Annotated in this window: 22 protein-coding genes; 11 read left to right on the top strand and 11 right to left on the bottom strand. The window is 70.6% G+C overall.

Translation table 11 applies throughout. The annotated features are described in order from the left end of the window. Positions 1-113: 113 nt before the first annotated feature. From ACFXI3_RS44410 to ACFXI3_RS44400, 3 genes are all read right to left on the bottom strand, one after another. Entirely contained in the window at positions 114-614 is a 501-nt protein-coding gene (locus ACFXI3_RS44410; RefSeq protein ID WP_378408054.1) for a MarR family winged helix-turn-helix transcriptional regulator, read from the bottom strand. Positions 615-750: 136 nt separating this feature from the next. Further along, positions 751-1,014, bottom strand: coding sequence for a DUF3703 domain-containing protein (locus ACFXI3_RS44405; RefSeq protein ID WP_344264670.1), 264 nt, complete (start codon positions 1,012-1,014; stop codon positions 751-753). A 430-nt stretch (positions 1,015-1,444) separates the two neighbouring features. Further along, positions 1,445-2,185: a methyltransferase domain-containing protein gene (locus tag ACFXI3_RS44400; RefSeq protein ID WP_378408050.1), complete on the bottom strand. Its 741-nt coding sequence runs from the start codon at positions 2,183-2,185 to the stop codon at positions 1,445-1,447. Here ACFXI3_RS44400 and ACFXI3_RS44395 point away from each other — a divergent pair. Beyond that, complete coding sequence (locus ACFXI3_RS44395) at positions 2,166-2,609, top strand: MerR family transcriptional regulator (protein WP_378408048.1); 444 nt, start codon at positions 2,166-2,168, stop codon at positions 2,607-2,609. The two genes, ACFXI3_RS44400 and ACFXI3_RS44395, sit on opposite strands and share 20 nt — an antisense overlap. A 25-nt stretch (positions 2,610-2,634) precedes the next feature. Here ACFXI3_RS44395 and ACFXI3_RS44390 read toward each other — a convergent pair whose 3' ends face one another. Further along, positions 2,635-4,038 carry a CoA transferase gene (locus ACFXI3_RS44390; RefSeq protein WP_378408046.1) on the bottom strand — a complete coding sequence of 468 codons (1,404 nt, stop codon included), beginning with the start codon at positions 4,036-4,038 and terminating at the stop codon, positions 2,635-2,637. A gap of 10 nt (positions 4,039-4,048) precedes the next feature. Then, entirely contained in the window at positions 4,049-5,041 is a 993-nt protein-coding gene (locus tag ACFXI3_RS44385; RefSeq protein WP_378408044.1) for an MDR family oxidoreductase, read from the bottom strand. 91 nt (positions 5,042-5,132) lie between these two features. Between ACFXI3_RS44385 and ACFXI3_RS44380 the strand changes: the two genes are divergently transcribed. Beyond that, positions 5,133-5,987, top strand: coding sequence for a LysR family transcriptional regulator (locus ACFXI3_RS44380; protein WP_378408042.1), 855 nt, complete (start codon positions 5,133-5,135; stop codon positions 5,985-5,987). Here the strand turns inward: ACFXI3_RS44380 and ACFXI3_RS44375 are convergent. Beyond that, positions 5,972-6,313 (bottom strand): winged helix-turn-helix transcriptional regulator, encoded by a 342-nt coding sequence (locus ACFXI3_RS44375; protein ID WP_378408040.1) that lies wholly within the window; start codon positions 6,311-6,313, stop codon positions 5,972-5,974. The two genes, ACFXI3_RS44380 and ACFXI3_RS44375, sit on opposite strands and share 16 nt — an antisense overlap. 130 nt (positions 6,314-6,443) lie before the next feature. Between ACFXI3_RS44375 and ACFXI3_RS44370 the strand changes: the two genes are divergently transcribed. Next, entirely contained in the window at positions 6,444-7,163 is a 720-nt protein-coding gene (locus ACFXI3_RS44370; RefSeq protein ID WP_378408039.1) for an alpha/beta fold hydrolase, read from the top strand. Between the two features lie 118 nt (positions 7,164-7,281). Next, the gene (locus ACFXI3_RS44365) at positions 7,282-8,706 is read left to right on the top strand and encodes an MFS transporter (RefSeq protein ID WP_378408037.1); all 1,425 of its coding nucleotides are present in this window, start codon (positions 7,282-7,284) and stop codon (positions 8,704-8,706) included. A 17-nt stretch (positions 8,707-8,723) separates the two neighbouring features. Here the strand turns inward: ACFXI3_RS44365 and ACFXI3_RS44360 are convergent, their stop codons facing one another. Beyond that, the gene (locus ACFXI3_RS44360; protein ID WP_344264639.1) at positions 8,724-9,302 is read right to left on the bottom strand and encodes a TetR family transcriptional regulator; all 579 of its coding nucleotides are present in this window, start codon (positions 9,300-9,302) and stop codon (positions 8,724-8,726) included. A gap of 91 nt (positions 9,303-9,393) precedes the next feature. On the opposite strand from ACFXI3_RS44360, the gene ACFXI3_RS44355 reads away from it, so the two are divergent. After that, positions 9,394-10,074 (top strand): nitroreductase, encoded by a 681-nt coding sequence (locus ACFXI3_RS44355; RefSeq protein WP_378408035.1) that lies wholly within the window; start codon positions 9,394-9,396, stop codon positions 10,072-10,074. Positions 10,075-10,264: 190 nt separating this feature from the next. Here the strand turns inward: ACFXI3_RS44355 and ACFXI3_RS44350 are convergent, their stop codons facing one another. Next, positions 10,265-10,690: an ATP-binding protein gene (locus tag ACFXI3_RS44350; RefSeq protein WP_344264633.1), complete on the bottom strand. Its 426-nt coding sequence runs from the start codon at positions 10,688-10,690 to the stop codon at positions 10,265-10,267. A gap of 260 nt (positions 10,691-10,950) precedes the next feature. Here ACFXI3_RS44350 and ACFXI3_RS44345 point away from each other — a divergent pair, with 260 nt between their 5' ends. Then, entirely contained in the window at positions 10,951-12,177 is a 1,227-nt protein-coding gene (locus tag ACFXI3_RS44345) for a PP2C family protein-serine/threonine phosphatase (RefSeq protein WP_378408033.1), read from the top strand. Here the strand turns inward: ACFXI3_RS44345 and ACFXI3_RS44340 are convergent, their stop codons facing one another. Next, positions 12,178-12,549, bottom strand: coding sequence for an STAS domain-containing protein (locus tag ACFXI3_RS44340; RefSeq protein WP_378408031.1), 372 nt, complete (start codon positions 12,547-12,549; stop codon positions 12,178-12,180). Positions 12,550-12,921: 372 nt separating this feature from the next. Continuing rightward, the gene (locus tag ACFXI3_RS44335; protein ID WP_378408029.1) at positions 12,922-13,533 is read right to left on the bottom strand and encodes an HSP18 transcriptional regulator; all 612 of its coding nucleotides are present in this window, start codon (positions 13,531-13,533) and stop codon (positions 12,922-12,924) included. A 291-nt stretch (positions 13,534-13,824) separates the two neighbouring features. Between ACFXI3_RS44335 and ACFXI3_RS44330 the strand changes: the two genes are divergently transcribed. The 3 genes from ACFXI3_RS44330 to ACFXI3_RS44320 all read left to right on the top strand — a co-directional run bounded on the left by ACFXI3_RS44330 (position 13,825) and on the right by ACFXI3_RS44320 (position 15,138). After that, positions 13,825-14,250: a DUF6292 family protein gene (locus ACFXI3_RS44330; RefSeq protein ID WP_378408052.1), complete on the top strand. Its 426-nt coding sequence runs from the start codon at positions 13,825-13,827 to the stop codon at positions 14,248-14,250. 86 nt (positions 14,251-14,336) lie between these two features. Continuing rightward, on the top strand, positions 14,337-14,642 hold the full coding sequence (locus ACFXI3_RS44325; RefSeq protein WP_378408027.1) for an SRPBCC family protein: 306 nt from the start codon (positions 14,337-14,339) through the stop codon (positions 14,640-14,642). Positions 14,643-14,754: 112 nt separating this feature from the next. Further along, complete coding sequence (locus ACFXI3_RS44320) at positions 14,755-15,138, top strand: DUF2267 domain-containing protein (RefSeq protein ID WP_344264618.1); 384 nt, start codon at positions 14,755-14,757, stop codon at positions 15,136-15,138. Positions 15,139-15,150: 12 nt separating this feature from the next. On the opposite strand, the gene ACFXI3_RS44315 is transcribed toward ACFXI3_RS44320, so the two are convergent. After that, complete coding sequence (locus ACFXI3_RS44315; RefSeq protein WP_378408025.1) at positions 15,151-15,945, bottom strand: MBL fold metallo-hydrolase; 795 nt, start codon at positions 15,943-15,945, stop codon at positions 15,151-15,153. Positions 15,946-16,108: 163 nt separating this feature from the next. Between ACFXI3_RS44315 and ACFXI3_RS44310 the strand changes: the two genes are divergently transcribed. Together ACFXI3_RS44310 and ACFXI3_RS44305 are read left to right on the top strand one after the other, a co-directional pair. After that, a complete protein-coding gene (locus tag ACFXI3_RS44310) occupies positions 16,109-16,705 on the top strand; it encodes a class I SAM-dependent methyltransferase (protein ID WP_378408023.1) in 597 nt (198 codons plus the stop codon). Between the two features lie 18 nt (positions 16,706-16,723). After that, positions 16,724-17,188 carry a DinB family protein gene (locus ACFXI3_RS44305; protein WP_378408021.1) on the top strand — a complete coding sequence of 155 codons (465 nt, stop codon included), beginning with the start codon at positions 16,724-16,726 and terminating at the stop codon, positions 17,186-17,188. Positions 17,189-17,323 lie beyond the last annotated feature (135 nt).

Here is a 17,323-nt window from a genome sequence, read left to right as displayed (position 1 = left end):
TTCCCGCCTTTACAAGCACCCCCGAACCGTCAGCACAATCAAGCTTCGGGGTGCCCCACGCAACCACCAGCGATGTCGCCGCCAGGCGACGAGCCGAACCCCGACACCAAGCGTCAAATCTCCGACCGCTCAGCAACCGCCTCCCACAACGCGCCCAGATCGTTCAACATCCCCGCAATCTCCGCCCGCCGCTCCTCCGGGCAGTCCGCGAGCAACGCCTGGTCCAGCTTCCGCGTCCGCCGAGTCACCTCGCGGAACGCGGCCGCTCCGTCGTCGGTCAACGTCAGCACCTTCGCCCGGGCGTCATGCGGCGCGGGCCCACGGGCGATCAGTCCCCGGTTCTCCAGTCGCCGGCAAACATCCGCCATCGTCGAAGTGTCCAGCGCGACCGCCTTGGCCAACGCAGTCTGGTCGAACCCGGGATAAGCCCGCACCGCCGACAACACCGCGAACTGCGGCCCGGTCAGCACCGAATCGACATGCCGATTCCAAGCCGCCAAATACGCCTGATACAGCCGCCGAGCCCCGTATCCGGGCGCCGCGGCAAGATCCGTGGGCACCTCCAGGCTGACCCGCCGCCCCGCCCGCGAGCCGCCCTTCGCTGACCCACCCACTGCTGTCGACATCCCTCGACCTTAACTACGCACCCGCGCCCCAGCAGCCCGTCCGGTCCGCCGGAGCCTGTCCCCGCATCCCTGCCCGCCCACAATAGTACGTCCCCGGACAAAGTGCGGCCCGGGCACAGGCTGCTCAGGCAACACCGGCCGATTTCTGCTGATTCCGGTCGAACAGGGCCGCCCCGCCCATCAGGAACAACTGCGCGACCACCCGATCCAGCCGTCGCTGCCGCCACGCGGTGGCCAGCAACCCGCGATGCGCGGCCAGATGATCAGCCAGCACGTCGTGGCCAAGATTGTGCGCACGCCCGAAATGCCGGTAGGCCGCGCGGTAATCCCGCACCGCCAACGCCGCCCGGCCTCTGTCCATTTCGCCTTCGTACTCAGCGTCTGCCATCAGACCTCCACGTTCCCCACCCCTGGCAGCATAGGCAAAACACCGGAGCAGCCACGCAGCACACGAGTTCGCCAAACACCTCGATTCGCACACCGACAAGCGATTCGCACGAAATTGCGACCAGGAACAGATGAATGCCCTGCAACTAAACGAGTTTATCCCGAAAATCGCATCCCGCCGCCGGATCCCCTTGCCAGACTGGGAAGATCCACTCATGGCGAAGGAGCCGCCTTCGCCAAGCAAGCCGACGCGGTCAGAGGGGGTTAATGGCTGAGGCGACGCTCGCGATCCCCACCGCGCTGGGTTCGCGGCGGACCGGGTCACCCGGCGACTCCCCGCAGCAAGCCCGCCGAAGCGCCCGCGGGCTGCCCGAACCCCGACCGCGAGACACACCATCCGAAGCAGGGCAAACCCCGTAGCGCCAGACGGGTCAAGGTCGGGTAGCCGCAGCGATGAACAACGGCACCGCCGCGAAGAACCGGCCGTCGCGGGCCCGGGCGGTTTGTTCGGCGATCCATCCGTCAACGAGTTCGCGCTCGATCGTTCCGGCCGCGCGAGCCGCTTCGGCTAGGCCGGTCGCCATCGGCAGCATCGCGGCGTCGGTGAAGACCGCGGTGGGCATCTCGACCGAAACGTTGGTGAACCCGTTGTCCAGCAGCAGAGTCCGGTAGGAGCGGGCGACCGAGGGGTTGGTCACCAGGTCCGCGCGGGCGTGGACGATCGTGCGGGTCAGCACCGGGTCGGCGGAGTCGATCACAAAGGTGTCCCAGTCGTGGCCCGCCAGCACGATCCGTCCGCCCGGCGCCAGCACGCGGCGAGCCTCGGCGAAGGCTGCCGGCACATCGCGAACGTCGTGGAACACCTTGTCCGCGCGATACCCGGTCACAGCGCCGTCGGCGAGCGGCAGGGCTTCCGCGGTTCCGGCTTGGAAGTCCAGCCGCGGCCAGCGCTGGCGGGCGGCGTCGAGCATCCCCGGGTCGGGGTCGACGCCCACCGCGTTCGCGCCGAGGTCAGCGAGTTCGGCGACGGCCCGGCCTGAACCGCAGCCGACGTCTACCACCGCCTCTCCGGGGTCGAGGCGGAGCAGGTCGTAGGTGCGTGCGCGCAGATCGGCCGCGCCGGGCAGCGCGTCGGCGGCGTCGAGGAGGCGGATGAGGGTCTCGGTGGACATGTCCGCCATGCTGCGACTTAATGACGACATGAAGTCAAGCGAGCTGACCATCGGCGCGGCAGCCGACCGCTTCGGGCTGGCGACGCACGTCCTGCGGCACTGGGAATCGGTCGGCCTGCTGACCCCGGCGCGAGTCACCGGATCCCGCCGCCGCTACGGCGAGGACGACCTCCGCCGGATCGCGGTCATCCTGCGAGCCAAAGAAGCCGGGTTCAGTTTGGAGGACATCGGCGAACTGCTCACCGCGCGCGAACCCGAGCGGCGCGCCCGTCTCCTGCGCCGCCGCCGGACCGAGCTGGCCGCCCGGATCGCCGAAGCTCAAGCTTCGCTCGACCTGGTCGATTGTGCCCTCGGCTGCGACCACGACGATCTCGCGTCGTGCCCGCATTTCCAGGCAGTCGTCGACAGCCGGGGCTCAGCCTGAGGGCCGGAAATGCGGGCACGACGCATCACCACTCCGGCCGTGAACTCCCCAGCCGAGGAGTCGTCCCAGCCCAGCGCGGCGGGGTCTCGCTCATCCGGATCACCGGGCCGAGGCTCTTCAGATCGCCGTAAATCGTGTCGTCATCCGAAACCGCATAACGCTCGAATTCCGCCGGCGAAAGACGGCCGGGAGCATCCGCGTAATCAGTCAGCAACCCCTGCCGCTGCAACAACATCGACGATTGGCACAGCGAAACCCGCACGTGATAAGACCCGCCTTCCCTGGCCCGCCGAGCCAGCGCCAGCATCGCGCCGTAACTTCCGAGGAAGCCGGTCAGGAAGTCGCACAGGTACACCGGAGTCAATTGTGGACGGTCGCCGCCCTGAACAACGCAGGCGCCGGTCACTGCTTGCGCGACCTGGTCCCATCCGGCACGCATTCCGAACGGACCGCCGGAGCCGAAGCAGTTCACGCTCACGTAGACGATTCCCGGACGCAGTGCCGCGAGATCCTCCGGGCCGAAGCCGTGGGCGGACATCCGGCCCGGGCGATAGCCTTCGACGAACACATCAGCGGTGCTAGCCAATGACCGCAACCGGGCCGCATCGTCCACTGTGGAGTAATCCAGGTAGGCGCTTCGCTTGCCATGGCTGGTATCCCGGACGAACGGCGCGACTTGAGGCAAGTGCGGAGCGGTCACCATCAGCACGTTCGCGCCGTGTTCGGCCAGGCTCAGCGCGGCGGTCGGGCCAGCGAGGATGCGGGTCAGGTCCAGGACCCGGACGTCGGAGAGAGGCGAAGCACCGCCGTCGGGCAGCGGAGAAGGGGCGCTGTCAGCGATTTTGGCGATCTCGACAACCGGGCGCGAGGCCAGGTAGGAACCGTGTGGGTGCGCGAGCCATTCGTCCGGCGTGCGAACCACTCCCCCGCACGCGCCGGCGGCGGCGATGGCGTCCTCGAGGTCGTCGGCCTTCCACTTGGCGACCGCGGCGGCCACGGAGGACGGCGTCGGCTCGCAGCCGAGGACGTCCAGGACCCGGCGTTCCAGGTGCGGCAGGTTGAAATGCGGCAGAAACCAGCGTCCGTCGGCGGTCGGCCAGGGCTGGGTGAGCGCGACCATGTGCTCGACGGCGGGCGAAAGCGGCGCGGGGCGGTATTCGCCGTCCGCGGCGCGGATGAGCGTCATGTCTTCGCCGCCGAGAGCGGTGGCCGCGGCGGCGCGGACGTCGACGTCGATCTTCTGCCGACGTCCGGTCCGCAGTTCCCACAGGTCGTTCGCGGCGACCGCGCGGGCAGCGAGTGCGTCGGCGAGGGTTTCGCCGATCCGGAACGGCGACGCGAAAAGCGGGTCCGCGCCGGTAATGGTGACCTCGTCGGCCGCCGGGCGCGGGGCGTCGCGCAAGGTCATCAGTTCGTCGAAGGCGGGCATTTCTTTCCTTTCAGGCCGAAGCGACGTCGACCACGATGCGGCCGGTACCAGCACCGGCCAGGAGCGAAGCGGCGGCGTCCTTGGCGTCGGAGAGCGGGACGACGCGCGTCACCGAGTCCAGGAGCGCCGGGTCGAGCAACTGAGCGAGGCGCTGCCAAGCGGCCTCACGGCGGAGCGGCGGCGTGCGGACCGAGTCGATCCCGAGCAGGGAGACGCCGCGCAGGATGAACGGCAGGACAGTGCCGGGATACTCGGTGCCGCCGGCCAGTCCGCAGGTCGTCGCGACGCCCGAATGCTGGAGACCGGCCAGCGCACCGGCGAGGACCGGACCGCCGACCGCGTCGACCACTCCTGCCCAGCGCTGTTTGCCCAATGGTTTGCCGGAGGACGTCAGTTCTGCGCGGTCCAGCACATGCGCGGCGCCCAGTGCGGTGAGTTGCGAGGACAGTTCGGAAGGGCGGCCGGTGGCGGCGATGACCTCGTAACGTGCCGCCGCGAGCAGCGCTACCGCGATCGAACCGACGCCGCCGCCCGCGCCGGTGACCAGGATCGGGCCGGTTTCCGGGGCCAGGCCGTGGCGTTCCAAGGCGAGCAGGCTCAGCGCGGCGGTGAATCCGGCGGTGCCGATGGCCGCCGCGCGGAGCGGGCCGAGTTCCGAGGGGACGCGGACGAGATCATCGCCGTTGACCGCGGCGAGGCCAGCGAGACCGCCGTGCAGGTCTTCGCCGAGGCCCGCGCCGTTCAGCGTGACCAGGTCGCCCGCCTGCCACCGAGGGTGTCGAGACGCGAGCACCTCGCCGGTCAGGTCGATCCCGGCGATCAGCGGATGCCGCCGGATCACGCCGGGGCGGCCGTGCAGCGCGAGCGCGTCCTTGTAATTGATGCTGGAATAGCGCACGCGGACGACGGTGTCGAGGTCGTCCAGCATGGCCGGGTCGAGCTGCTCGAGCGTCACACCGTCGCGCGCGATCCAGCCGGGGAAGGCGGTGATCTCCTGGTCCATGCTTTCCACGGTAGAAATCCGGAGCCTGGCAGGGAAATGCCCGTCACAGCGACGCCATGCGCGGCGGGCATAGCTGGGTAGGCTGCCGGACATGGAGGTCGAGCTGCGGCATCTGCGCGCGTTCGTGACGGTCGCGACGCGCGGCACGTTCACGGCCGCGAGCCGCGAGCTGCTGATCACCCAGCCGGCGCTCACGCGCACGATTCAGCAGCTCGAGGAGTCGGTCGGAACTCGTTTGCTGGAACGCACGCCGCACGGCGTCGAACCGACCGAGGCAGGCGGCGAACTGCTCGGACGGCTTCGCCTCGTGTTGCGCGATCTCGACGCCGCTCTCGCCGCAGCGGGCGGAAATGCCGGGCTGCGGATCGGGTTCCAGTGGGCGCTGCCGGATCCGTGGGCGAGCGATCTGCTGTCCGCCTTCGAAACCGCGACCGGCGCGACTGCCACTCTCCTGCGCCGCGACGACATCGTGGCCGCCCTGCATTCCGGGGACGTCGACGCCGCATTGGTCCGCGGGGACGTCGACGCGTCCGGGATCAGCGGGACGTTGCTGTTCGAGGAAGACCGGCTCGCCGCCGTCTCCGCGAGTTCGGAACTGGCGGCGCGCGCGGAAGTGGATTGGGCGGAGCTGGCCGCGCATCCGGTGGTCGTGAACACGGTCAGCGGCGCGACCAGTCCGCTCGACTGGCCGCCGGAAAACCGGCCCGCACAGGTGATCCAGTGCGGCAGCTACGACGAATGGCTCACGATCATCGCGTCCGGCCGGGCCGTCGGGTCGACCACCACCTCCGCCGCCGAGGCACACACCCACGCGCGAGTCGCGCATCTCCCGCTGCGGAACGCGCCCCGGGTGGCGCTGCGCCTGCTGTGGCCGGCGCGCCGGTCAAGCGACCCGTTGCTGCGCCGGTTCAGCGAACTGGCGCATTCGGTTCAGCGAGCGTCGTAGTCCGCGCGGGACTTTTCGATCTTCGCCAAATGCTCGACGCTCCATTCCAGCAACGGCGCGGTCGCTTCCCGCAGGGTCCGGCCCATCGCGGTCAGCTCGTAGGAAACGTGCGGCGGCATGACATTGCGGACAGTCCGGGTGAGAATCCCGTCGCGTTCCAGATCCCGCAGCGTGACGGTCAGCATCCGCTGGCTGATCCCCTCGATTTCCCTTTTGAGTTCGGTGAACCGCCGCGGGCCGTCGCGCAGCATGCGGACGATCAGCAGCGCCCACTTGTCGCCCACGATCGCCAGGACCGCTCGGGTCCGGCACACGTCGTCGGCCATGGTTACCTCCGGAGAACCGGGGCACTAATTAGTGCCTTATTGCCCGCCGCCGAGCGGACGATCACGATGGTTCTCGAACAGTACCGGGTTACTTCCGGTAACCGCGAATCCCGTGATGAGGAACCCAAGAATGACGACGTTTCTGCTGGTCCACGGCGCTTGGCACAGCGGCCGGGCCTGGGACCGGGTGGTCCCGTTGCTGGAATCGGCCGGGCACCGGGTGCTCGCGCCCTCGCTGACCGGCTACGGCGACAAGAAGCACCTGCTCAGCCCGGAAATCGGGCTCGACACCCACGTCCAGGACATCGTGGCCCTGCTCCGCGACGAGGAAGACGTGGTCCTGGTCGGCCACAGCTATGCCGGGCTGGTCATCTCCTCAGCCGCCAACGAGATGCCGGACCGGGTCGCCGAACTGGTCTATCTCGACGCGATGGTCCCCGAGGACGGCGAAACCGCGGTCGACGTCCAGCCGATCAGCCAAACCCTCATCGACCTGGCCGCACAGCACGGCGACGGCTGGCGCGTCCCGCCGCTGCCGGAGCAGCCCGCGCCGTTCGGGCTGTTCGGCGTCACCGATCCGGACGACGTCGCGTGGGTGCGCGAAATGCTCTCCGACCAGCCAGTTCGCTGTCTGCAAGAGCCAGTGCGGCTCGACAATCCGGCTGCGCGCGCGATCCCGCGCACGCACATCCACTGCGTCGGCGCGACCCCGGAGGGCATCACCCGCCGCCCGGTCCCGGCGATCCAGCCCAACGGGACGCCGGCGCAGGTGTGGGAGCTGCCGACCGGACACGACTGCATGGTCACGATGCCGGTCGAGCTGAGCGAACTGCTGCTGAAGCTCGGGTAGTCCGGCCGCTCCCGCTTCAGACCTCCGCGAGGTCAAGGTGCCTGCTGAGCAATGTTGCCCAGTGGGCACTTTTGTGGCTACCTTGGGAGCAGCACTCCTGGGGGAAGGACGTCCAGCCATGCCGAGAACCGTCGCGCCGGAGGAAACCGATCCGTTCACCCGGCGCGTCAAGATCGGCATCGCCGGGGCGTTGTCCGGCATGGCGCTGGGCATGGTGGACAGCTATGTCGTGGCCACCGCGCTGCCGAGCATCGCCGCGGATCTCGGCGGTCCGGGGTCGATGACCTGGATCATCACCGCGTACGCGCTGGCGATCGCGGCGTCCACCCAGGTCTGGGGCAAGCTCAGCGACCAGTTCGACCGCAAAGCGGTGTTCCTGCTGTCAGTGGCGGTCTTCCTGGCCGGTTCGATGCTGTGCGGGCTCGCCCCGGACGTGGGCGCGCTGATCGGTTTCCGCGCACTGCAAGGGATCGGGGCCGGCGGGCTGCTCGTCGGCGCGATGGCGATGGTCCAGGTTCTGGTGCCGCCCAAGGAATCCACGCGGATCTCGAGCTGGACCGGACTGCTGCTGGGCCTCTCGCTCGTCGGCGGCCCGCTGGTCGGCGGGTTCCTCGCCGACGCGCTCGGCTGGCGCTGGATCTTCTACGTCAACGTGCCGTTCGGCCTGCTCTGTCTCGCCGGGACAATCATCGGGGTCCAGGCGCCGCCGAAGAGCGGGAAAGCGCGAATCGATTACGGCGGAACGGTTTTGCTGGTCGTCGCGGTCGTCAGCCTTACCCTGGCCACCAGTTGGGCAGGCACGCGCTACGCCTGGAGTTCGCCGACGATCCTCGGACTGTGCGCGGTGTCGGTCGCCGCGCTGACGGCGTTCGTCTTCGTGGAACGCCGCTGTCCCGAGCCGCTCGTGCCGTTCCGGATGTTCCGCACCCGCAATTTCGCCCTGGCGCAGGTGCTCGGCTTCGCGTTCAACGTCACCATGGTCGCGACGGTCGCCTTTCTCCCGCTGTACTTCCAAAACGCGCGGGGGGTGCCGCCGTCGCTCAGCGGGTTGCTGCTGATCCCGATGACCGCCGGGATGGTCGCGGTGATGAACGGAAGCTCGAAGTACATCCGCCGCACCGGCCGTTTCCGGATCCTGCCGGTCATCGGCAGCGCGTGCGTCGGCGTCGGCATGGCCGGGGTCTGGCTGCTCGGGCCGGAGACTCATCCGCTGCTCGCATCGCTGGTCGGGCTGCCGCTCGGGGCCGGGCTCGGCTGCCTGATCCAGAACACGATCCTGATCATCCGGATCAGCGTCGAACCCCGCGACCTCGGCGCGGCACTGGGCATGGGCTCCCTGACCCGGACGCTCGGCAGCGGCATCGGCGCGGCCCTGTTCGGCTCGCTTTACGTCGGCGCGCTAACCCGCGGCGGAACTGGACCGGCCGCGGTGACCGACGGGTTGCACGCGGTTGCCGCCGCGACGCTCGTCGTGGCGGTGCTGTCGCTGACCGCGGCGTGCTTCGTCCGCGAGTTGCCGCTCACTGACCGCTTGCCGCGCTGACGTCCATTATGGACGATCTAGCTCGGCGGCAGAGCGCACTCCAGCAACACCTCAGCCGCCGCTCGCGCATGACGGCCGTAGCCAGGATCGCCGAGAACCATCGCCCGGCTCGCGGCTCCGTCGGCCAGCGTGACCAGCTGCTCGGCGAGCGCGGCGGGATCGGCGGCCCCCAGCTCCGCGACAAGATCAGTGACCAGCTGGAGCATCAGCAGTTTCTGCTCCCGCGCGTAGGCGTGCACCGCGCTGTCCGGGTCGGGGTACTCCGCCGCCGCGTCCACGAAGAGGCAGCCGCGCACCGGTTCGGACTCCGGCAGCTCGAACATCGCCAGAAGCCGTTGCCGCGGCGGGAGATCCGCGCGGGTCAGCACGTCGTGCAGGGTGCCGCCGGAGCGGACCAGCTCCCGCAGGTAGGCGACGACCAGATCGTCCTTGACCGGGAAATGCAGGTACAGCGTCCGTTTCGACACCGGGGCCGCGGCGGCGACCTGCTCCATCGTCGTGCCGGTGATGCCGTGGCGGGCGAACAGGTCCGCGGCGGCGGCCAGCACGCGCTCGCGTCCGCCGCGCCCGGCCCGGCGCGCCTTCTCCTCGACCATGCGCCCAAGTGTACAGAAACGTTTACTTAAGCCGCCCGAGCCTGCTACCGTCCTTAGGTATACGAGATGGTTTACCTAAGGAGCGCTCCCGATGGCCCCCACCGAACTCGCCGACGCGGCCGCGACCCTGATCCGCGGGCGGCGGGCGACCCGGTCGTTCCGGCCCGATCCCGTGCCGGACCGCACCCTCCGCGAGATTTTCGGCCTCGCTGCCGCCGCGCCGTCCAATTCCAACGCGCAGCCGTGGCAGGTCGAAGTCGTCAGCGGGGCAACGCGGGACCAGCTCGCCGACGCACTGGTCACCGCGCACGAAGAAGGTCGCCGGTCGGTCGATTTCCCTTACAGCGAAGCGATTTACGAAGCCGTGCACCAAGAGCGCCGGGCCGCGGCGGGCGGCGCGCTGTACGGCGCACTGCAGATCGGCTTCGACGACCACACAGCGCGTGCCGCCTACGACGCCCAAAGTCTGCGCTTCTACGGCGCCCCGCACGTCGCGCTGCTGTTCGCCCCGGACACCGCCGAAGCCCGGCTCGCGGCGGACGTCGGGATGTACGGCCAGACCCTGCTGCTGGCCATGCAGGCACACGGAGTTTCCAGCTGTCCGCAAGGGTTACTGAGCTTCTACGCGGACACGGTCCGGGAAACGCTCGGCCTCGACAGCGGGAAACTGCTGTTCGGGATCTCGTTCGGCTACGCCGATCGCGCCGCGCCGGTCAACCGGTTCGCGGTCGGACGGGCGCCGCTCGCGGAGACCACCCGGTTCCACGGCTGAGCCGCACGCCGGGCTTCGGGCGCACTGTCCGGAAAGGACTCCCCCAGGACTGTCTCACGGCACCGTCGGCATTCCGACCCAAGAGGTTCCGATGGACGTGCCTGCCTTCAGCGCCGGGGAAGAATTCCGCCTCGCCGCCCCTGCCGACTGCCACTACGCCGCGACGGCGCAGCACCGGCGAACCGCGCTGTCAGCCGGAAGACTCGCAGGCCTCGCGCGCCGGCACCCCGCAGCCGAGCCGGGCCCAGACCGTCTTGCCGCCGGAATGCTCGTGCACGCCCCAGTCGTCGGCGAGCCGGTCGACGAGCAGCATTCCCCGCCCGCGCGCCCGCTCGAAGTCCGGCGGGCGGACCCGCGGGCGGCCCGGCTCCGGGTCGTCCACCTCGATCACCACGACGCACGGCCGGGACAGCACGGTCAATCGCGCATAGGACGGGCCCGAGGTGTGCTCGTAGGCGTTGGAGGCGAGTTCCTCGATCACCATCAGGACGTCCGCGAGGTGCTCCGCCGACAGGTGGCCCAGCGACTTGCCCGCCCAGGCGCGCACCCGCGGCAGCGCCGAGACTCCGGTGCCGCGCAGGTCCAGTACCCAGGGCTCGTCGTCCGGGCCGGTCACAGCCGGTCCCTCTTCCACAGGCCGGGACAAAAAGCCCCCTCTCCGGCCGACGGCGCGACGGGGCGCGAGGACCTGTCCGTGCCGGTAAACGCCGCCGCGCTTGCCCGCCCCTCGCCGCAGCCGCTTGACATCACGTGGGGCAGTCCCCTTTTCGTTCTCGACTTCGCCGGTGCCCATTCGGGCGTACCCGGACAGGGCCGACTTCACACCTGTTGCCGCACATCTCTGGACCCCGGCACCGGTTCGGTTACTGTCGCTGCATGCCGCCTCACGCGCCGGAGCCCGAATCGCGCACTCGTCTCGCCGAAATCCTCGGCGCCGGGGCGACCGACGCCGACCTCGGCGAGGAGCTCGCGAAGGTCCTCGCCCGCGCTTGCACCGTCCTCGACGTCGACACCGCGACCGTGCTGCGGCACGACGCGCGCTGGCAGCGTCTCGTCGCCATCGCGGCCGCGGGGCTCGAGGAGGAGGTCTACCAGGGCGTTCAGGTCCCGGTCGGCGCGGGGTTCGCCGGGGCCGTCGCGGCGCGCCGGGAGCCGGTGGTCATCGACCAGGTCGACAAGACCACGGTGCTCAACGCGCTGCTGTCCGACCGCGGGCTGCACACCATGCTCGGCGTCCCGATGCTGGCCGGCGCCGAACTGGTCGGCGTGCTGCACATCGGAGCCGTGCGGGAGCGCAGGTTCACCACCGACGACATCGAAACCTTGCGGCTGCTCGCCGACCGGCTCGCCGCCGTGCTGCAGGCGGAGATCATGCACCAGAACCAGGCCGCGACCATCGCCCTGCAGCGCAGCCTGCTGCCCGGCGTCCTGCCCGTCATCGACGGCCTGCGCCTGGCCGCCCGCTACGTGCCGGGCGCGGAGGCCGGGCTCGGCGGCGACTGGTACGACGTCTTCCGGCTTCCCGAGGGCCAGACCGGCATCGTGATGGGCGACGTGTCCGGGCACGGCCTCGAAGCCGCGGTCATCATGGGACGGCTTCGCAGCGCACTGCGCGCGTATGCGCTCGACTGCGACGATCCCGCCGAAGTCCTCGCCAAGCTCGACCGCAAGGCCAACCACTTCGAGCACGGCGTGATGGCGACGGTCGCGTACGGCATTCTCAGACCCGGCCACGACAGCATCGCGCTCTCGCTCGCCGGGCACCTGCCGCCGATCGTCGCGTCGCCGGGCAAACCCGCGGAACTCGTGGCGGCTCCGCCGGATCCGCCCGTCGGCCTGACTGTCGGGGCCACCGTCGAGCGGCGCACCACCGTCGTCGAACTGCCGCCGGAAGCCGTCGCCGCCTTCTACACCGACGGTCTCGTCGAGCGGCGCGACCGGCTCGTCGACGCGGGCATGGACCAGCTCACCGCGCTGGTCCGGCCGGAGGACCCGGAGCGGGCCTGCGCCCGGATCATGGCCGCGATGGTCGGGTCCCGGCCCCCGCAGGACGACGTCGCACTCGTCGTGCTCCACCGCACCGCCGGGGCCGGAATTCCCTGATCACTTGCCGGCCAGCGCCTCTTCGAGCGTGCGGTACAGCGGCAGGCTCTGCTCCAGCCCGGTCAGCTGGATCGGCCGCAGGGTCGCCCGGCCGGACGCCACGATCCGCACCTCGGTCCCTTCCGGAGCCTCCCGGCACGCGGCCAGCAGCACGGTCAGCCCCGCCGAGGCGAGGAAATCGACCCCTGTCAGGTCCAGCACCAGCACCGGGGGCTTCCCGGAGACGGTTTCGGCGACCGCGGCCGTCAATTTCGGGGCGGTCCCGAGGTCCAGGTCCCCGTTCAGGGCCAGCACCGCCGCGGGGGCGCGGTCGGCCCGGTCGATCGACAGCGAACCCGGCGGGTCGATCACCGGGTCGGTCAGCTCACTCATCGCTCTTTCCCTCCTCAGGAAGCCCGGCGCGCTCGCGTCCGGGCAGGAAAAGTACGCGGCTGGCTGCTCAACCGCGAATAGCATGCCTTACGACGGCGGCCACGCACGAATGCCGTCGCGGGAAATGATCTCGGATCGCCGGAGTCCCGGCAGCGCGGGGGCGCCCGGGATGCGACGTTCGGCTCACTGCGAGCGGGCGCGGTCTCGCGCTGGCGGGTCGGTGCGCTCGCCGGCCTGATCCGCCAGCGGGGCGTCGGGGACCTCCGATTCCGGAGGGTTGCGACGGCGCCCGGCCGCGATCCGGGGCGCATGCTTGCCGACCTGATCGGCGCGTCCGTCCTCCTCCGACGACGACAGCGCGTCCGACCGGGCTCATTGCACACGACCCCGCCGCCGCCCAGCCGCGTCCGCGCGCAACCGGTTCGCGTGCTCGCCGACCTCCCCGACCCGATCCGCCAGCGCGGCGTGCCGCGATTCGAGATGCGCGCGCACGTCCGCCAGCGGCAGCAGCAGGTTCGTGACATCGTCCTCTCCCAGCGCTACGCCGAGCCGGTCGGCGCTTTCCTGTCCGGCGGCGTCCAGATCCGGCGCGGAGCTGACCTCGGCGGCCAGCCGCCGCAGCACCGCCGCGTTGCGCCGGGCCCACTCCGCCACCGCCCGGTCTCCCGCGCGGCGGCCGCGTTCGGCGTCGACGCGGGCTTCCCCGGTGGTCTCCCCGGTCGCCGACGGCCGCAGCCGCAGGTACCGGCGTTCCGCGGCCTGCCTGCTCGCCACGCCCAGCGCCGGGGCCAGCGCGGCCCAGCTCGCGCCCGCCTCCCGCGCGCCCGCGATCAGTTCCGGCTCCCACTCGCCGAGCTGGTCGCGCAGCGCCCGCAACGCGGACAGCGCGGCCAGCGACCGTTCGGCCGGCGCGCCGCCGTCCCGGGCGGCCAGCACCGCCTCGCGGACGCCTTCGACCAGCATCGCGGGATCCACCTCCGCCATCGCGTCATCCTCCTGACGACTAGGCAGTTGTCATCACTTCGACGACATGCTAGAAGAAAGAAGAGTCCCTGTCGAACCGCGGAGGAGACTCCGGACGACCGGCCGGACGCGCGGGCCGATTCGCCGCGTTCCGCAGGTTTCCCGTGCCCCTTCACCGGGAATCAGGTCCGGACCGCCCGCCAGGGCGCGTCCCGGCCGCCGGCCGGAGAACCCACGCGGTCCGTCGCGCGGAGCGGGCGATCCCCGTTCCGCGCGAGTCCTTCGCGCGAGAAAGGCGTTGTCCCCGTGTCCATGCCGCTGCACACCGCCCAGACCGGTCCGTCGCACCCCGCGCTGGCGCGGCTGTGGAACTACCTCGCCGACGTCACCGGCGCACTGGGCGTCGGCCTCGAGTCCTGCACCGTCGACCACGACACCCCGGTGTCGGCGTACGTCGCCCTCGACGGCCGTCTCCCCGCCTACCCCGACCGCGACGTCGCCCTGCTGTGGGACGAAATCCACGGCTGGGCCGCGGCCGTCGAAACGCATTCCGGCGAGGACCTCATCGTCATCCGTTACCTGGGCGGGCCTTCGGTCGCCCCGCCCGCGCCGCGCGTCGCCGAGTTCACCGCCGCGGTGCGCGACGACGACCACCGGATCGGCTGCCTCGCGCCGCCCAAACTCCGGGCACTTGGCACCCCGGCGGATCTCGACGCGGTCCTCAGCGAGGTGGTTTGACCGGCGCGCCAGGCATCTTCGCCGACCTCGATAGTCTACTGTGGACTCTCCCGTTTCGCGTCGCCGCGAACCGGGTAGCCAAGATCATGACCGAGTTCGAAGCCGAGCGGCGGATGCCCGCGACGGCGGAACACGTGTACGCCGTCGCCGCCGATTCCGCGCACCTGAACGAATGGCTGCCCGGCCAGGTCGTCGCGTCCCCCGCCGGACGCGGCGACCGGCTCCGGCTGGAATGGAGCGGCGGCTGGCTCCAGGTCGGGTCCGGCGACGCGGGCACGAGCCACGCGACGCTGCACCTGTCGGTTCCGGCCGGTCAGCGCGGCGACGATGTGCTGGCAGGCCTGCGCGCCTCCCTCGACCGGCTCGCCGTTTTGTCCGGCTCGCCCGGCTGAGCCCTCTCCCGAGTCCACAATGGACACCACCGGATCGTTTTCCGTCGCGCGGAACGGGACGGTCACGCCGCGGCGCGGATCGGCTACTCTGCGCCCAGGAGTTGATGGTCCCATGGTGGTGCGGAAGGAAATTCTGCCCGGGCCTCGCCGAATCAGCACGGAACGAAACCGGCTCGCGATCGACTGCGTCGTCGACAGCCTGCTGCGATGTCTCCCTCTGGCCGAGCAAACCCGGCTGGGCATCGTCGCGCCGAACCGGGGCCGCACGTGCGACCGCGAGGCCCTTCTGATGGAAATCTCGTTGCGCACCAGGCGTTCTCCGCGGGCGGCGAGATGCCTGGTCAGCGCGGTCTATTCGGCACTGGGCCGAACCTCGCCCGAGCTCGCCTCCCGGGTGCGCGCCGGCGTGAGCCCGGACGTGCTGGTCCTGCTGGGCGGGACGCGGCAGCCGTGCGCCTGGTCGCGGGAAACGCCGCCGCGGCGCCACAGCGGGTGACCGGCTTCCCGGTCAAGCCCAAGCGAACCGCCGGATCCCGTCCGCGCTGATCAGCCGTCCGAAAGCCAGCTCCGGGAAGTGCGCGGGCGCGAAAACGTCGCCGGACGCTTCGAGTTCCGCCGCGAGCCGCTGCCGCATCGCGGTCGCCGCGGGCCGGTCCACATCGAACATGCCCTCCCATTCGGGGTCGGTCAGCTCGCCCACGGTGTGCAGGACGTCGCCGAGCAGCAGGGCGCGTTCGCCGGCGTCGCTGACCACGAACACCGTCGAGCCGGGCGTGTGGCCGGGCGCGGGGCGCGCGATCAGCCCGGGGACCAGTTCGGTTTCCTCGTCGAAGGTCTCGATCCGTTCGGCGATCGGCGCGAACGTCCGCCGCACAGCCGGATCCGCGGTGTCGCCGGTCGTGAAGTGCGCCCAGTCGGCAGCGTGCATGCGGAAGGTCGCCCTCGGGAAAACGGCTTCGCCGCGGACGGTCGACCAGCCGATGTGGTCCACGTGCAAGTGGGTGAAGACCACGTCGGTGACGTCCTCGGGCGCGACCCCGGCGCGGCGCAGGTTGTCGAGCAGGCCGCCGGTGGCGAAGCCGTCGTGCTCGAAGCCCGGCCCGGTCCCGGCGTCGACCAGCACCGTGGCGCCGCCCAGGCGGAGGAGGAACGAGCCGACGTCCATCCGGATCCGGCCGTCGGCGTCCACCGGCTGGTGGCGGCATTCCCACCGCGCGCCCCTGGCGTGGACCACCGTGCCGGCCAGCGGCAGCCGGGCGATGCCGTCGAGGATCGGGACGATGTCGATGGCGCCGATTTTCATTCCAGCTCCTCGCTTTCCGGCGGTTCGCGTCCGACGGTACCGGCGAAACGATCTTGCCCAGCGCCGTCCAGCATGTGGGAGTTGCCGTTCCGGCAAGATCGCTCGCCCTCCGCGTCCAGCAGCGGCGACCCTGGACGCACACCGACCCCCGAGGAGCCGACCGATGACCACCGACGCGTCCCTGTTCTGGGACGAAGTGCACGCCGCCCGGCCTCCCGCGGACCCGCAGCCGAACGCCCGGCTCGTGGAGTGCGTCTCCGACCTACCGCCCGGCGACGCACTCGACCTGGGCTGCGGCAACGGCGGCGACGCGCGCTGGCTCGCCGCTCGCGGCTGGACCGTGACCGCCACCGACATCTCGTCGGTCGCGGTCAACCGCCTCGCCGGAACCCGGATCACCGCGGTCCGGCACGACCTGCGGGCGAGCTTCCCGCCCGGCGATTTCGACCTAGTGACGGCGCACTACCTGCAAACCCCTTTTGAGCTGGACCGGACAGGAGTCCTGCGCACCGCCGCGCACGCCCTGCGCCCGGGCGGCCGACTGCTGGTCGTAGACCACGGTTCGAGCGCACCGTGGTCGTGGAACCAGGACCCGGACGCGCATTTCCCCGGTCCGGCGGAAATCGCCGCAGACCTAGCCCTGGACCCGGCCGAGTGGCCCCTCGAACGCGCTGACTCCCCCACCCGCGTCGCGACCGGCCCGGCCGGCCAGACCGCCGAGGTCGTCGACCACGTCCTGCTGATCCGCCGCGCCGCCTGACCCGCAAGGAGACCCCCCGTGCCTCGCCGTCGCGACACCCCGCCGCCCCGCACCGGAAGCAGCGAATCCGAAGTCCTGCGCGGTTTTCTGGACTATCTCCGCACCTCGATCGCCGCCAAAGTAGACGGCGCACCAGAACCCGAAGCCCACGCCGCCGCAGTGCCCTCCGGAACAAACCTGATCGGCCTGCTCCACCACCTGACCTTCGTAGAGCAGTCTCTGTTTCTCGGCGAAACAGTGACAAACTGGCAATCCACTTTCCGCACCACCGACAACGTCGCCGACGTCGTAGCCCGCTACCGAAAAACGGTCAAGCGCGCCAACAAACTCCTAGACAACTGCCCAGACCTCTCCGCCCCCCTACCACCCCACAACGGCCCGACCGTCCGCTGGGCCCTGACCCACATGATCGAAGAAACCGCCCGCCACGCCGGCCACGCCGACATCCTCCGAGAACAAATCGACCACTCCACCGGCCGCTAACCCCCCAGCCCCACACCCCACACCACTCCCCCCACCACCTCAAGCCCCCCTCCCCTTCCCCCCCTTCTCCCAACTTGCCCACCACGCGGGATCGCGCCGGCGTTTGGGGGCTGCCCGGCGTGACAGGCCGAAGGC

The sequence above is a fragment of the Amycolatopsis sp. NPDC059235 genome (assembly GCF_042754125.1).
In the GTDB taxonomy this organism is placed as follows: domain Bacteria; phylum Actinomycetota; class Actinomycetes; order Mycobacteriales; family Pseudonocardiaceae; genus Amycolatopsis; species Amycolatopsis albidoflava.
The sequence above is the reverse complement of the archived record's forward strand: the minus strand, read 5'-3'. Positions and strand labels throughout refer to the sequence as shown.